At 66.8% G+C, this 14,541-nt stretch carries 18 protein-coding genes; 11 read left to right on the top strand and 7 right to left on the bottom strand.

What is annotated here, in order from left to right; genetic code table 11:
• Window positions 1–109: 109 nt before the first annotated feature.
• Genes ACFXNW_RS07845 through ACFXNW_RS07825 form a run of 5 tightly spaced genes read left to right on the top strand, consistent with a single transcriptional unit; the run spans window position 110 to window position 4,986 of the window.
• On the top strand, window positions 110–1,552 hold the full coding sequence (locus ACFXNW_RS07845) for a form I ribulose bisphosphate carboxylase large subunit (protein WP_379416861.1): 1,443 nt from the start codon (window positions 110–112) through the stop codon (window positions 1,550–1,552).
• A 27-nt stretch (window positions 1,553–1,579) separates the two neighbouring features.
• Window positions 1,580–2,002: a ribulose bisphosphate carboxylase small subunit gene (locus tag ACFXNW_RS07840; protein WP_379416859.1), complete on the top strand. Its 423-nt coding sequence runs from the start codon at window positions 1,580–1,582 to the stop codon at window positions 2,000–2,002.
• Window positions 1,992–3,002 carry an AAA family ATPase gene (locus ACFXNW_RS07835; protein ID WP_379416857.1) on the top strand — a complete coding sequence of 337 codons (1,011 nt, stop codon included), beginning with the start codon at window positions 1,992–1,994 and terminating at the stop codon, window positions 3,000–3,002. The genes ACFXNW_RS07840 and ACFXNW_RS07835 overlap by 11 nt, the downstream gene beginning before the upstream one ends.
• 15 nt (window positions 3,003–3,017) lie before the next feature.
• Window positions 3,018–4,073, top strand: a complete 1,056-nt coding sequence (locus tag ACFXNW_RS07830) for a class 1 fructose-bisphosphatase (RefSeq protein ID WP_379416855.1) — start codon at window positions 3,018–3,020, stop codon at window positions 4,071–4,073.
• 34 nt (window positions 4,074–4,107) lie between these two features.
• Complete coding sequence (locus ACFXNW_RS07825) at window positions 4,108–4,986, top strand: phosphoribulokinase (protein WP_379416853.1); 879 nt, start codon at window positions 4,108–4,110, stop codon at window positions 4,984–4,986.
• Between the two features lies 1 nt (window position 4,987).
• On the opposite strand, the gene ACFXNW_RS07820 is transcribed toward ACFXNW_RS07825, so the two are convergent.
• Both ACFXNW_RS07820 and dinB read right to left on the bottom strand, forming a co-directional pair.
• Window positions 4,988–5,365 (bottom strand): PLD nuclease N-terminal domain-containing protein, encoded by a 378-nt coding sequence (locus ACFXNW_RS07820; RefSeq protein ID WP_379416851.1) that lies wholly within the window; start codon window positions 5,363–5,365, stop codon window positions 4,988–4,990.
• 119 nt (window positions 5,366–5,484) lie between these two features.
• The gene (gene dinB / locus ACFXNW_RS07815; protein WP_379416849.1) at window positions 5,485–6,753 is read right to left on the bottom strand and encodes a DNA polymerase IV; all 1,269 of its coding nucleotides are present in this window, start codon (window positions 6,751–6,753) and stop codon (window positions 5,485–5,487) included.
• Window positions 6,754–6,861: 108 nt separating this feature from the next.
• Here dinB and ACFXNW_RS07810 point away from each other — a divergent pair, with 108 nt between their 5' ends.
• From ACFXNW_RS07810 to ACFXNW_RS07800, 3 genes are all read left to right on the top strand, one after another.
• Window positions 6,862–7,272, top strand: a complete 411-nt coding sequence (locus tag ACFXNW_RS07810) for a BlaI/MecI/CopY family transcriptional regulator (protein WP_379416847.1) — start codon at window positions 6,862–6,864, stop codon at window positions 7,270–7,272.
• Entirely contained in the window at window positions 7,269–8,216 is a 948-nt protein-coding gene (locus tag ACFXNW_RS07805; protein WP_379416845.1) for a M56 family metallopeptidase, read from the top strand. Before ACFXNW_RS07810 ends, ACFXNW_RS07805 begins: the two co-directional genes overlap by 4 nt.
• Before the next feature lie 119 nt (window positions 8,217–8,335).
• A complete protein-coding gene (locus tag ACFXNW_RS07800; RefSeq protein ID WP_379416843.1) occupies window positions 8,336–9,445 on the top strand; it encodes a DNA glycosylase AlkZ-like family protein in 1,110 nt (369 codons plus the stop codon).
• A gap of 127 nt (window positions 9,446–9,572) precedes the next feature.
• Here ACFXNW_RS07800 and ACFXNW_RS07795 read toward each other — a convergent pair whose 3' ends face one another.
• A complete protein-coding gene (locus tag ACFXNW_RS07795; protein ID WP_379416841.1) occupies window positions 9,573–10,325 on the bottom strand; it encodes a TetR/AcrR family transcriptional regulator in 753 nt (250 codons plus the stop codon).
• Window positions 10,326–10,437: 112 nt separating this feature from the next.
• Between ACFXNW_RS07795 and ACFXNW_RS07790 the strand changes: the two genes are divergently transcribed.
• From ACFXNW_RS07790 to ACFXNW_RS07780, 3 genes are read left to right on the top strand one after another with little or no spacing between them, the layout of a single operon-like run.
• Window positions 10,438–11,400, top strand: coding sequence for an ATP-binding cassette domain-containing protein (locus ACFXNW_RS07790; protein WP_379416839.1), 963 nt, complete (start codon window positions 10,438–10,440; stop codon window positions 11,398–11,400).
• Window positions 11,397–12,233, top strand: a complete 837-nt coding sequence (locus ACFXNW_RS07785) for an ABC transporter permease (protein ID WP_379416837.1) — start codon at window positions 11,397–11,399, stop codon at window positions 12,231–12,233. Before ACFXNW_RS07790 ends, ACFXNW_RS07785 begins: the two co-directional genes overlap by 4 nt.
• 50 nt (window positions 12,234–12,283) lie before the next feature.
• A complete protein-coding gene (locus tag ACFXNW_RS07780; protein ID WP_379416835.1) occupies window positions 12,284–12,688 on the top strand; it encodes an NUDIX domain-containing protein in 405 nt (134 codons plus the stop codon).
• 13 nt (window positions 12,689–12,701) lie between these two features.
• Here the strand turns inward: ACFXNW_RS07780 and ACFXNW_RS07775 are convergent, their stop codons facing one another.
• From ACFXNW_RS07775 to ACFXNW_RS07760, 4 genes are all read right to left on the bottom strand, one after another.
• A complete protein-coding gene (locus ACFXNW_RS07775; RefSeq protein ID WP_379416833.1) occupies window positions 12,702–12,902 on the bottom strand; it encodes a hypothetical protein in 201 nt (66 codons plus the stop codon).
• A gap of 104 nt (window positions 12,903–13,006) precedes the next feature.
• On the bottom strand, window positions 13,007–13,324 hold the full coding sequence (locus ACFXNW_RS07770; RefSeq protein ID WP_379416831.1) for a hypothetical protein: 318 nt from the start codon (window positions 13,322–13,324) through the stop codon (window positions 13,007–13,009).
• A gap of 232 nt (window positions 13,325–13,556) precedes the next feature.
• Window positions 13,557–14,171, bottom strand: coding sequence for an ATP/GTP-binding protein (locus ACFXNW_RS07765; protein WP_379416829.1), 615 nt, complete (start codon window positions 14,169–14,171; stop codon window positions 13,557–13,559).
• On the bottom strand, window positions 14,152–14,526 hold the full coding sequence (locus tag ACFXNW_RS07760) for a DUF742 domain-containing protein (RefSeq protein ID WP_379416827.1): 375 nt from the start codon (window positions 14,524–14,526) through the stop codon (window positions 14,152–14,154). Before ACFXNW_RS07760 ends, ACFXNW_RS07765 begins: the two co-directional genes overlap by 20 nt.
• Between the last annotated feature and the right edge of the window lie 15 nt (window positions 14,527–14,541).

The raw sequence follows: 14,541 nt of genomic DNA, 5'->3' as shown, positions 1-14,541 counted from the left end.
AACCTGACGAATCGGTTGAGTATTTCCAGAAACATTCAAATTGTTTGTCGTCGTCGGCGCCGTCATCCTGGAAATCGCAAGGCGTTCACCCCCGTGAGCAGGAGGAATGATGGCCGAAGAAACCGAACGCGATCGTTGGGATCCGGGCGTTCAGTCCTACGCGTCGATGGGGTATTACGCGCCGGATTATCAGCCGTCGGACACCGATGTGTTGGCCGTGTTCCGGGTGACACCACAGCCGGGCGTGGATCCGATCGAGGCCGCCGCAGCCGTTGCGGGCGAATCCTCCACGGCCACATGGACGGTGGTGTGGACCGACCGGCTCACCGCGCACAGCAAGTATCAGGCCAAGTGCTACCGCATCGATGCGGTGCCGGGCAGGCCGGGGGAGTACTTCGCTTATATCGCCTACGATCTGGATCTCTTCGAGGAAGGGTCGATCACCAATCTGACATCCTCGATCATCGGCAATGTCTTCGGTTTCAAACCGCTGCTGGCGTTGCGGCTCGAGGATATGCGGATTCCCGTCGCCTATGTGAAGACCTTCCAGGGGCCGCCACACGGCACGGTGATGGAGCGGGAATATCTGAACAAGTACGGCCGGGCGCTGCTCGGCGCGACGGTGAAGCCGAAACTCGGTCTGTCGGCCCGTAATTACGGTCGGGTGGTGTACGAGGCGTGCAAGGGTGGGCTCGATTTCACCAAGGACGACGAGAACATCAACTCGCAGCCGTTCATGCGCTGGCGCGACCGCTACCTGTTCGCGATGGAGGGCGTGAATCGTGCGATGGCCGAGACCGGCGAGATGAAGGGCCATTACCTCAACGTCACGGCGGCCAGCATGGAGCAGATGTACGAGCGGGCCGAGTTCGCCAAGGAACTGGGCAGCGTCGTCATCATGATGGATCTGACGGTGGGCTACACCGCGATGCAGTCGATGTCGCACTGGGCCCGCCGCAACGGGGTGTTACTGCATCTGCACCGCGCCGGGCATTCCACCTTCACCCGGCAGAAAACGCACGGCGTGAGCTTCCGTGTGCTGGCCAAATGGTGCAGGTTGATCGGCGTCGACCATCTGCACGCCGGCACGGTGGTCGGCAAGCTGGAAGGCGATCCTGCCACCACCAAGGGCTTCTACGACACGTTGCGCGAGAACGTCATCCCCACCGAACCCGCCAACGGAATCTTCTTCGACCAGCACTGGGCCAGCATGCCCGGGGTCATGCCAGTGGCATCCGGGGGCATACACGCCGGGCAGATGCATCAATTGGTGGACCTGTTCGGCGATGATGTCATTTTGCAGTTCGGCGGCGGCACGATCGGTCATCCGCTGGGAATAGCGGCGGGCGCGGAGGCCAATAGGGTGGCCCTCGAAGCGATCGTGCAGGCCCGCAACGAGGGCCGCGATCTACTACGCGAGGGACCGGAGGTGCTGCGCAAGGCGGCGGCCGCCAACCGTCCACTCGACGTCGCGCTCGCGACCTGGGGTGATGTCACCTTCGACTACACCTCCACCGACGCACCCGATGCGGTGCCGACGGCGACCCACTGAGCGGCGAATACCCTGAGAGGACATGCCATGTACCTGCGTCACGGAGCCTTCTCGTATCTGCCCGACCTGACCGACGCCGAGATCGGCGCCCAGGTCCGCTACGCATTACTGAACAACTGGCCGGTTTCGATCGAATACACCGACGATCCCCATCCGCGCAATACCTACTGGGAGATGTGGGGGTTGCCGCTGTTCGACCTCGACGAGCCCGACGGTGTGCTTGCCGAGATCAACGCCTGCCGGACCACCTTCCCACGCCACTACGTTCGGGTGCTCGCCTATGACGCGCGCTACGGCAGGCAGACCACCGCGCTGAGCTTTCTGGTCCAGCGCCCACCCGACGAGCCGGGCTTCGGCCTGACCCGCGTCGAGGGCTCCGACCGGCGTCAGCGATACGGCCTGCACTCCTATGCCACCGATGCCCGCCCCGGTGCCAGGTATGCCGACTGAGCGTGTGGGCACCGCAACCGGTTTCCGGCTGCACCGGCCGGGAGTAGAGGACTCCCGGCCGGTGCGGGCGATGCCTGCCGAATCGGGTGCGGCGCCCGAGGACGAAGTGCTGGCGGCCGATGCGGTCCTCGACCTCGCCGCCGATATTGCCACCGCGGATGTGGAGCAGGTGCTGACCGCGCTGGACGCCGAGCTCGTCGGCCTTGCGAACGTGAAGCGGCGGGTACGCGAGATCGCGGCACTGCTGCTGATCGAGCGAGCGCGTGCGCGATTCGGGCTGGAGTCCTCACGCCCCACCCTGCATATGAGTTTCACCGGCGGTCCCGGCACCGGGAAGACGACGGTGGCCCTGCGCATGGCGCAGATGCTGCATGCGCTCGGCTACGTGCGCAAACCCAAGGTGCACACCGTCACCCGCGATGACCTGGTCGGTCAGTTCATCGGCCACACCGCACCGAAGACGAAGGAGGCGCTGGCCAAGGCGGCGGGCGGGGTGCTGTTCATCGATGAGGCCTACTACCTGTTCCGGCCGGAGAACGAGCGCGACTACGGCCAGGAGGTCATCGAGATCCTGTTGCAGGAAATGGAGAACGAACGGGGCAGCCTGGTGGTGATCTTCGCCGGTTACCCCGATCGGATGGACCGGTTCTTCTCCGCAAATCCCGGGCTTTCCTCCCGGGTCGCGCACCATCTCGAATTCGGCGACTACACCCATGCCGAGCTGGTGCGGATCGCGGAGTTGATGGTGGCGGGAGAGAACTTCCGATTCGACGACGCCGCGCATACCGCGTTCGCCGAGTATCTGACCGCGCGGATGGGCAGGCCGCGCTTCTCCAACGCCCGCAGTGTGCGCAATGCGATCGATCGCTGCCGGCTGCGCCAAGCCCGCCGGCTGGTGGATCTGGGCCGCCCGCTGACCAAGACCGACCTGGTCACGCTGACCGACGGGGACGTCTACGGCAGCAGTGTGTTCGATGCGCCCGCACCGCCGGCCACGTGAGGGGAGCCGACTGCGATGCCCGAAGGATTGAAAACCCTCACGCGCTACACGATCGAGGAGGAGCATCGGCACCCTGGCTCTTCCGGTGAGTTCTCGGCCTTGGTCAATGTCGTCGCGACGGCGACCAAACTGATCGCCAATCAGGTGACCAGGGGCGCGATCCTGGCCTCGCGGGGCGGCGCCGAACCGGGTGAGAGTGCACCGACGGTGCATCGCGAGCTGGATGCGCTCAGCAACGACATCATGGTCACCGAAACCCAATGGACCGGGCATCTGTCGGCGCTGCTATCGGAGCAGATGCGCGAGGTCCACCAGGTGCCGCAGGAGCGCCGCCACGGCAAGTACCTGCTCGCGTTCGATCCGCTGGACGGCTCCAGCAATATCGACGTGAATCTGCCGGTGGGCACCATTTTCAGTGTGCTGCGGGCAGAGGACGACGGTTTCTGTCAGCCGGGTGCCCGGCAGGTGTGCGCCGGGTTCACCCTGTACGGACCGGCGACGATGCTGGTGTTGACCACCGGCAGCGGCGTCGACGGGTTCACGCTCGACCGCGAGATCGGCGCATTCGTGCTGACCCATCCGCGCATGCGCATCCCCGACGACACCTCGGGTTTCGCGATCAACGCCGCCAACGAGCGCTTCTGGGAACGTCCGGTGCGGCGCTACGTTCACGAATGTCTGGACGGGGTGGACGGTCCACGCGGCCGCGACTTCAATATGCGCTGGGTGGCCTCGCTGGTTGCGGACACCTTTCATATCCTCACCCGGGGTGGGGTGTATCTGTATCCGCGCGATACCCGACCGGCGGCGGGTCCGGGGCGGGTGTCGCTGCTGTACGGGGCGAATCCGATCGCGTTCATCGTCGAACAGGCCGGAGGTGCCGCGTCCACCGGAAGCGAGCGGGTGCTGGAGGTTGCGCCGGACGATCCGCATCAGCGGGTGCCGCTGATCTTCGGTTCCCGCAACGAGGTCGAGCGGATCGAGCGCTATCACCGCGAACCCGAGGCGGGCCCGAACTTCGACACCTCATTGTTCGGCACCCGGTCACTGTTCCGTCCGGCCCGGCGCTGACCGGGCGTCGGGCTCGGTTATCTAGGAGGGGCCCATGTCGGTCAAACATCCCGTCGTCGCCATCACCGGATCCTCCGGTGCCGGGACCACGAGCGTGACGCGAACGTTCCAGGAGATATTTCGCCGCGAGGGAATCAATGCCGCGTTCGTGGAGGGCGATTCGTTTCACCGCTTCGACCGCACCGAGATGAAACTGGCCATGACCGAGGCCGAACAGAACCAGAACACCACGTTCTCTCATTTCGGTGAGGAGGCCAATCTGCTGGCCGAACTGGAGTGCCTGTTCCGCGACTACGGGCAGACCGGGGTCGGTGCGGTGCGCCGATATCTGCACGACGAGAAGGAGGCCAAGCCGTTCGGCCAGCCCTCGGGGACGTTCACTCCGTGGGAGGACCTCGCGCCGGGTAGCGATCTGCTGTTCTATGAGGGGCTGCACGGCGCGGCCGTCACCGAGACAGTCGACGTCGCCCGCTACACCGATCTGCTGGTCGGCGTGGTGCCCATCGTGAACCTGGAATGGACCCAGAAGGTGATCCGGGACAAAACCGAACGCGGCTATTCCAGTGAGGCCGTGATCGATACGATCCTGCGCCGCATGCCCGATTACGTGAAGTACATCTGCCCGCAGTTCTCCCGGACCTATGTCAATTTTCAGCGGGTGCCGACGGTGGACACTTCGAACCCCTTTATCGCGCGGTCGATTCCGACGGCGGATGAGAGTTTCGTGGTGATCCGCTTCGCCGATCCGAAGGTGATCGACTTCCCGTATCTGCTGTCGATGCTGCATGATTCGTTCATGTCGCGGCCCAACTGCATCGTGGTGCCGGGCGGCAAGATGGAACTGGCCATGCAGTTGATCTTCACGCCGCTGATCCTGCGGCTGATGGACAAGCGGCCACCCGCCGCACGGTGAATCAGAGGTCGCCGGTGTCGTGGCGGTGTTGAGCTTCGCGCTGGCGGGCTTCCTCCTGGCGGCGGGCTTCGCGGCGCTGGGATTCGGCGCGTTCGCGCAGGTTGCGCAGGAATTCGTCGTCGTCGTCGGCGTTGCGCGCGATGTGTCGGCCGGGCCGGTCGTATTCGGCGAAGTGTGTGTTCGACCGTAGTCGCGGTTCGTGCAGCGGCCGCCCGGCAAACAACCAGAGTAATGCGCCGACAGTGGGGATGAGGACTACGACGAGCAGCCAGCCCATCTTGGGCAGGTGGCGGATTCCGGTATCCGGGCAGGTGATGATATCGACCAGGCAGTACACCCATAGTGCGAGCGTGATGAGGCCGAGTATCGCGTACGGCATCGGTGGTTCTCCTCGGTGCGGCGGCGGACGGTGTGGCGGTTCGTCGGCCGCGGATTCCCCCGAACCTGCCTCGGACAGAATACGCCGAATGATCATGTGGGGCAATTGTTGAGCAAACTTCAGTCGGGGAGCAGCGGCACCGACAGGCCCTCGCCGCGGCCGAGGAGTGCGGCGCGGGTGACGGCGCCGGAGCCGAAGCGGCGGCGCAGATCATCGAGTGCCGCGTCGAGGGTCGCGGTGGGGCGGGACTCGAACGGTAACGTCAGCTGCATGGCATCGGCGTCGTCGAGGTTGGTCAAGGCCAGCCCGATGAGGGTGATGCCGCGTTCCTCGATCATGGGCAGCGCCCCGGTGAGCAGGATTCGCGCGGCGTAGCGGATGGTTTCGGTGTCGTCGGTGGCCTCGGGAAGGGTGTGCGAGCGGGTGGCGCGGGTGAAATCGTCGAATCGCAGGCGCAGCACCACGGTTCGGCACACCCGGTTCGCGCCACGTAGGCGGCGGCCGAGTCGATCGACGAGCCCGTACAGGTAGGCGGCGAGTTCCTCGGGCGTGCGGTGGCGGCGGCCGAGGGCGCGCTGGGCACCGATGGACCGGCGCCGCTTGCCGGTCTCGACCCGGCGCGGATCACGGGCCCACGACAATGCGTACAGGTGCCGGGCGGCGGCAGGTCCGAGGATCGCCCGCAGACCGGATTCACCGAGTTCGGCGAGCTGACCGACGCGGGTGATGCCGTGTTCGTGCAACGTCGCCGAGGTGACCACGCCCACGCCCCACAGGCGTTCGACCGGCAGCGGATGCAGGAACTCGAGTTCACGATCCGGCTCGACCAGGCGCAAACCATCGGGTTTGGCGACCGCGCTGGCGACCTTGGCCAGGAATTTGGTGCGCGCGATGCCTACCGAGATCGGTAACCCGACCTCCGCGCGGACCCTGGTGCGCAGCCGTTCGGCGATGCCGTGCGGTTGCCCCGCGATCCGGCGCAGGCCTGCCACGTCCAGGAACGCCTCATCGATGGAGAGGCCCTCCACCACCGGAGTGGTGTCGCGGAAGATCTCGAACACCGCCGTGCTGGCCTCGGCATAGGCCGACATGCGTGGCGGCACGACGACCGCGTGTGGACACAGTCGCAGCGCTTGCCCGCAGTTCATCGGTGTGCGCACCCCGAGTGCCTTGGCCTCGTAACTGGCCGCGAGCACGACGCCGCCGCCGACGAGGACCGGCTTGCCGCGCAGGGTCGGATCGTCGCGTTGCTCGACCGATGCGTAGAACGAGTCCAGGTCGGCGTGCATGATCGAGGCGTCGGCCCGCGCGGTGATGCGCGGGCGGCGGGCGCCGGGCGGCTCTGCTGACCGGCCGGAGGCGGCGGACGGGGGATCGGACACGAACATATGTTCGCATGCGGGTCCGACAGGTTTCGCTGCTCGGGGTTTGCCGATCTACGGTTCGGGTACGTAGCAAAGGTGCTCGGCAAGTATGCTGAGCGCACGATGAGGCGGATGCGGGCCAGTGATGAGGGAGTCGGCACGGTGCGTGGGTTCGGTGATCTCGAGGCGGTGATCATGGATCGGATCTGGGATCGGGACACCGAGACGACCAGCGTCCGTGAGATATACGAGGAGCTGTGCGTGTCACGCGATATCGCGTACACGACGGTCATGTCGACGATGGACAATCTGCATCGCAAGGGCTGGCTCGCGCGTGAGCGCGCGGGCAAGGCCTACCGGTACTGGCCGACGCTGACTCGGGAGGAGCACAGTGCCCGGCTCATGCTCGAAGCGCTCGGCTCGGGTGGCCGCTCGGATCTGGTGCTCAGTCATTTCGTGGACCGGATCAGCGACGAGGAATCGGCGGGACTTCGGGCCGCGCTGAGACGGCTCACTGCGCGCAAATCGCCAGGTCCCGCGTGAGCCTCGCATCGGCGCTGCTGCTGTATGGCTCCGTGGTGGCCGTATTGGGACCACCCGTGTTGCGCAGGCTGACCCGAGCAGGGACCGCGCCGCGGCTCGGCGTGCTCGCCTGGGTGGTCACCGTGGTGAGCGCGCTGGTCGCGTGGACGGCGTCGGCGGCCATGTTCGTGTTCGAATTCGCCACCGTGTGGCGGCACTCTGATGAGGCGCTGCGCGCCTGTTACGCGGTGTTCGGCACGCCGGTGCATCCTTATGACCACACCGCAGGCCGGGTGGTGACCTTCGGGCTCGCCGTGGTGATCGCCGCCGGGGTAGGCGTGTTGAGTTGGCGGACCGCCCGGGTGCTGATGGCGATGCGGCGGCGCACGCGTGCGCACGCGAAGGCGGTGCGGATGGTCGGCCGGCGGATGCCCGGCCTCGGCGCCGTGGTGCTGGACGCGCCGCAGCCGCAGGCCTACGCCGTCGCGGGCCGGCCCGACACGATCGTGGTCACCAGCGGCGCGCTCGCCGCGCTGTCCGGTGACCAGCTCGCCGCCGTCCTCGCCCATGAGCGCGCCCATCTGTCCGGCCGCCACGGCGCGCTGACCGCCGCACTGAACGGCATCGCTGCGACGGCGCCACGGCTGGGTATATTCCGGGACGGCTCGGCGGAGGTCGGCAAGCTGCTGGAAATGTGTGCCGACGACACCGCCGCCCGTGAGCACGGCCGGGAGCCGCTGCTCGGCGGGCTGCTCGCCATCGTCGACGCGGGTGCCAGGACGCCGGCGGGCGCGCTGGGCGCCGCGGGTATTGCGGTGCTGGCCCGCGCCGAACGACTGGTCGCGCCAGTGGGTGCGCTGCGGCTGGCCACCACCCGCACTGCCTTGCTCGGGGTGATCGTGACGACCCTCGGCGGTCTGTTGCTGGCCACCGCCTGTGTGGTGTTCTGCGTCAGCATCTTTTGAGATCGGCCCCGGGATCGTGGCGACACGGCGGGCCGGGTCTGATTGTCGGTGCACCCGGTTAAGGTCTGGGCGATGGCGGGGCAGACCGCAAGCCGGTCGGGTGTGGAAGGGCGTTGCCGATGAGGGTGAGTTGGGACCAGGCCTTCGCCTGGCGGCTGCGACGGCAGTTCGTCGAACCACGTGCGCCGGTGAGCGTCGTCGACATCGCGGCGCGGCTGTGCGGTGTGCAAGCGCAGGTGGCGTCCTCGGCGGAGCTGGCCGCGGCTCTGCGCACCACGACCCCCGAATCAGGCGCGGTCGCACGCGCACTGGCCGACGGTGAACTGATCAAGACCTGGGCGATGCGCGGCACCCTGCACGCGATGACACCGGATATCGCCGGCGCCTGCCTCCCCCTGCTCGCGGCGGCGCGGACCTGGGAGAAACCTTCGTGGCAGCGCACTTTCGGTGCGACGCCCGATCAGGTGGCGGCGCTGGCGGACCTGGTCGGTCCGCTGCTGGAAGCGGAAGTTCTCACCCGCGAGGAACTGGTCGACCGGATAGTGGCCGATCCCGCGTTCGCGGGGCATGAAGCCGAATTGCGTTCCGGCTGGGGTGCCCTGCTCAAACCATTGGCCTGGCAGGGCCTGCTGTGTCACGGTCCGGCACGCGGCGCCAAGGTCACTTTCACCAGCCCGGCCACGCTGCCCGGATGGCGCCCGGTGACCGACGTCGACGCGGCCGCGCGCACTGCGATCACCGCGTATCTCGGCGCCTACGGTCCGGCAACGCCCGAGGCTTTCGACGCCTGGCTGAGTCGCGGCGCTCACCGCAAGACCAGGGTCCGCGGTTGGTTCGCCGAGTTGGGGGAGGCGCTGACAGAGGTCGATGTCGACGGCAGGCGCGCGTACCTGCTCAGCGAACATGCCGACGAACTCGCCGCCACCGAACCGGCCGATACGGTGCAGTTGCTCGGTGCTTTCGATCAGTATGTGCTCGGGCCGGGTACCGGCGATCAGGAACTGCTGCCCGCGCAGCATCGCTCGGCGGTCAGTCGCACCGCGGGCTGGATCGCGCCCATTGTCCTTGTGGCCGGGCGGATCGCCGGTACCTGGGAACTTGCCGACGACGACAAGGTCGCCGTCGCCATGTTCGATGGCGCCGCGGTACCCCGAGCGGGACTTGCCGGTGCGGTGACCCACCTGGCCGAAGCCACTGGGCGGGCCCGGCTGTCCGTGCGCCCGGCCTGATTGTCGCTGTTGGACGGCGTCGCCGGCGAGTCGAAGCCGGCAGCGCGGACGTACGACGCCGAAATATGGACGCCGCGGCGAGTGTAATTCCGGGCAGTGGCTGCCACGTCGTCGAGCGCCTGTCCGGTCAGCTTCGCGCGCGTTCGGCGACGATATCCTCCAGCCCGTCGAGGATGCGCCGCAGCCCGAAATCGAAGTGATCGAATTCCTGGCCGAAGGCTTCCTCGTCGAGCCCGGCCATGGTCGGAAAACGGCCGCTGTTCATCGCGCGCTCGAGGACAGGTTGCTGTGCCTGCCAGAAATCGGCGTCGGTCATCCCCGTCGTGCGTAACGCCTCCTGATGAAACACTTCCGCGCGGGCGGCGCCGACGACGTAGTTGTCGATCATGACGACCACCGAAATCAGCTCGACATCGGCCAATCCCATCGGCTTGATCGCCGACAGCACCACTTCCATACTCTGCACGGCGCCGGGCCCGAGGATCGGCCGCGCCTGGTTGACGTACAGCAGCCACGGATGGCGCCGATAGTTCGCCAGCGTCTGGCTCGCGACCTGCTCGAGCGCGCCGCGCCACCCGCCCTCGGCCGCCTCGACTCCCGGATCGGGACGTTGGACCCGGTCGAGCATGAGATCCAGTAGCTCGGCCTTGCCCGGCAGATAGCGATACAGCGTCATGGTGCCGGTGCCCAATTCGGTGGAGACCCGGCGCATGGTCACCGCCTCCAGGCCCTCGGCGTCGGCGAGCTGGACGGCGGCCTCGACGATCCGGTCCAGTGTGAGGCCGGGTTTGGGGCCTCGGCTCGGCCGCGGACCGGTCTCCCACAGCAGTTCGAGGGTGCGGCCCACATCGCCGCTACCGCTGGTTTCCGTACTCGCCATGGTCGTCACCCTATCGTCCGCCGCGGGCCCCGAATAATTAACTGGGTACATCGTACCCACAATGGGGTACGATGTACCCAGTTCTTGTTCGTCGCATGGTTCGGAGGGTTTCGTGAGCGAATACGCTGTGGTGGCAGAAGGTTTGAAGAAGAGATACGGGGACAAGCACGCACTCGACGGGTTCGACCTGACCGTGCGCCGCGGCACCGTGCACGGCCTGCTCGGACCCAACGGTGCGGGCAAGACCACAGCCGTGCGCATCCTGTCGACGCTGATCCGTCTCGATGGTGGCAGCGCGACGGTCGCCGGGTTGGACGTGGCGCGTCAACCACGCGAGGTGCGCTCCCGTATCGGTCTGACAGGCCAGTACGCGGCCGTCGATGAAGTGCTGACCGGGCGGCAGAACCTGGAGATGTTCGGCAGGCTGTTCCACCTGGGCGGGCGCAGGGCCCGTCGGCGGGCCGAGGAGCTGCTCGAACGCTTCGACCTGGTCGAGGCCGCCGACCGCGGCGTCGGCAAATACAGCGGCGGTATGCGGCGAAGGCTCGACCTGGCCGCATCGATGATCCTCGCGCCGGATGTCCTGTTTCTTGACGAACCCACCACCGGACTCGATCCGCGCAGCCGCGGCGAAGTGTGGGATTCGGTGCGCGCGCTGGTCGCCGACGGCACAACCGTGCTGCTGACCACCCAGTATCTCGAGGAAGCCGACAAGCTCGCCTCCCGGATCACGGTGATCGACGCCGGCTGCGCCATCGCCGATGACACCCCGGACGGGTTGAAGAGCACCGTCGGCGCCGATCTGATCGAGGTGGTGGCGGCCGATATCGCGGACCTGCCCGCCGTCGCGAAGGTGGTGGCTCGGGTCTGCGTCGGTGAACCCGACCTCGATGACGCCGAACGCCGGGTGCACGCACCCGTCGCCGACCGTGTCGCCGCGCTCACCGAGGTGGCGCGCACATTGCAGGATCAGGGAATCACCGTGGAGGACATCGGATTGCGCAGGCCGAGCCTCGATGATGTATTCCTGCAGCTGACCGGCCATCGGGCCGAGACCGAGGAGGTGGCGGCGTGACCGTGACAACCGATACCGCCGATCTCACGCCGATGCGCTCGCGCTCGGGCGGCTACTGGGTGGTGGCCGACTGCTGGAATGTGGTGCGGCGCGGGCTCACCCACTATCAACGTCAGCCGGTGAACATCGCCTGGCAGCTCGGCTTCCCGATCCTGTCTGTACTGATGTACGGGTATGTGTTCGGTTCGGCGATGACGGTCCCGGGTGGCGGCGACTACCGCAGCTTCCTGATGCCGGGCATGTTCGCGATGACAATGGCGTTCGGCTTCATCAATACCGCGACCGTTATGGTCTACGACGCCACCAACGGCGTCATCGACCGCTTCCGTTCCATGCCCATGTCGCCGTCGGCGGTGGTCTCCGGTCGCGGTGTCACCGATCTGCTGGTCGCGTGCGCGGAGCTGACCATCCTGATGCTGACGGCGCTGGTCATCGGCTGGCGGCCCGAGGGCGGAATCCCCGGCATGATAGCGGCATTCGTCTTGCTGCTGTGGCTGCGGTTCGCCTTGATCTGGGTCGGTGTGTGGCTCGGGCTGCTGGTGCCGAACCAGGAGGCGGCGGGTGGTCTGTTCGCGGTCGCCTTCCCGCTCACGATGATCTCCTCGATCTTCGTCGCACCGCAGCTGATGCCGGGCTGGCTGGGAGCGATCGCGGCGTGGAACCCGATCTCCTCGACGGTGGCGGCCAGCCGGGAACTGTTCGGCACCCCGGTGGGAGCCGGCGATTCCTGGATCGAGCAACATGCGGTACTGATGGCGGTCGTCTGGCCGATCCTCATCACCGCGGTCTTTCTGCCGCTGGCGGTGCGCCGGTTCCAACGACTCAGTCGCTGACCACCCCTATCGGCCCGGTGCCATTCGCACCGGGCCGATAGGCTGCGACGGTGACCGACGGGCTGGTGGCTGAACTCATCGATACGGTGGCGTGGGTGCGGATCGAGCAGGGCAAGATCCTGTGCGCGCGGCCGCGAGGCAAGGATGTCTTCTACATTCCTGGCGGCAAGCGTGAAGACGGCGAATCCGATCTGCAGACTCTGGTCCGCGAGATCGAAGAGGAGCTGACCGTCGCGCTGGTGCCGGAGACGGCCGCGCACGTCGGGGTGTACGAGGCGGCCGACGGTTCGGTGTCGGTCCGGATGAGCTGCTACACAGCCGAGTATCGCGGCACGCTCACCGCCAGCAGTGAGATCGAGGCGCTGGCCTGGTTCTCCTATGCCGATCGCGCGTTGGTTCCACCGGTCGACCAGCTGCTGTTCGACGAGCTGGCGACCGCGGGCCTGCTGCGCTGATCACAGCAGCGGCTCAGCAGAGCGGAGCCTTCGAGCCCACCAACTCACCGCGGAACAAGCAGACGATGAGCTGCACGAAGTCGCGCGCATAAGTGGCCGAACCGGAATCGGCGGAACCTGTGGGTGCGGCGGTCGCGGTGGGGGCCGCGAATCCGGCGCCGGTGGCGAGCGCGGTGGATACGAGGACGGCGGCACAAGCTCGTTTGACAACCATGGGGGCTCCATTCGGATCGAGGGGTGCCGCCAGTATCGGCCTTGATGGCGGGGGCGCGGCAGCCCCGATCTCTTGGGGCGTGGGTGGCTGCCGTCGTGGAACGCCTACCTGTCCTGGCCTATGACCTCTTTGACCTCGCCGCACCGGACGACCTCGTTGCCCTTCTTCTTGCCCGGCACACGGATCGTGATGGCGGAGTCGCAGGTCCCCTGGTTGCCGACGCGATGGATGTAGACCTCCCGCGGCACATCGCAGCGGTTGCGGTAGTACACCGTCGTCGTCATCGTCCCCGGATGGTACGAGTAGGAGATGCAGCCACTGACGCCCTCTTCGGCGGAGGCCGCGGGCGCGGTGGCGAGCGTCAGCCCGATGGACGCGGCCGCAATGGCGATACTCGTGACGACCCGGCTTGATGTGCGCATGTAATTCCGTTCCTCGAAGGCAGATTCGGGGCGTCAGTGTATGAATCCGCATGCGGCGTCATCAAACCGTAAAGTTCTTTACGGTGGGAAGGGTCGAGGCGCGCGGTCGGCACCCCTGCACACATCGGCCCCGCGCCGATAGCTCGGCACCGGGGCCGCCGGGAGTTCCGGCTCGATCGTGCACCGCCCGGAGCGAGGTGCGGTCATTGCGGACCCGGGCGGTGCGACGCGATCACGTGGTGACGTGCGCCCGGGTAGCCCGGTCGATGAGATGTTCGATGAGGCTGAGCAACACGTTCTTCGACGACACGCGGTCGCGGGCGTCGCAGAGCATCACCGGGGTCTCCGGATCCAGGTCGAGGGCGTCGCGTACCTCGTCGGTGGTGTAGTGGGGTGCGCCGTCGAAGCAGTTGACCCCCACCAGGAACGGCAGTTTGCGGCGTTCGAAATAGTCGATCGCGGCGAAGGAGTTGCCGAGCCTGCGGGTGTCGGCCAGCACCACCGCGCCCAGCGCACCGCGGGCGAGTTCGTCCCAGAGGAACCAGAACCGGTCCTGTCCTGGTGTCCCGAACAGGTACAGCACCAGATCACTGTCGATGGTGATCCGGCCGAAGTCCAGCGCCACCGTGGTCGTGGTCTTGGACTCGACGCCGGATAGATCATCGACACCGGCGCTGACCTCGGTGATCATCTCCTCGGTGCGCAGCGGCGTGATCTCGCTGAGTGCCGAGACCAATGTCGTTTTGCCGACACCGAATCCGCCCGCGATGAGAACTTTCACCGAGGCCGCTAGGTGTGGCACCCCGTTCGGGTCGAGCCGGGCAGGGTCAAATTTTTCGGATTCCATCCAGTACCGCTCGCAATACGTTGAGGTCGCCGGGCCCGGCCTCCGGTTGCACCGGAGCCCGGAAGATCAGGTGCCCGTCACCGATCAGATCTCCGACGAGAATCTTGGTCACTGCCAGTGGCAGTTTCAAGGTGGCCGCCACCTCTGCCACCGATCGCGGCTGCACACACTCCGCGACGATCTGCGCGTATTCGGGTTCGACACGCCGCATAGTCGGTGCGGGACGCGCCGTCACGACCGCGGTCAGCATGTCCAAATCGTGCGCGGCGCCCATCGTGCGGCCACGCGTGACCGCGTACGGCCGCACCAGCGGACCCGCTGCCTCGTCGAACCACGGCTCACCCATACGCGTCATAACGAACTCACCGCA

This window comes from Nocardia sp. NPDC059180 (assembly GCF_042754945.1).
GTDB lineage: Bacteria > Actinomycetota > Actinomycetes > Mycobacteriales > Mycobacteriaceae > Nocardia.
This window is presented reverse-complemented; position numbering and strand designations above follow the sequence as displayed.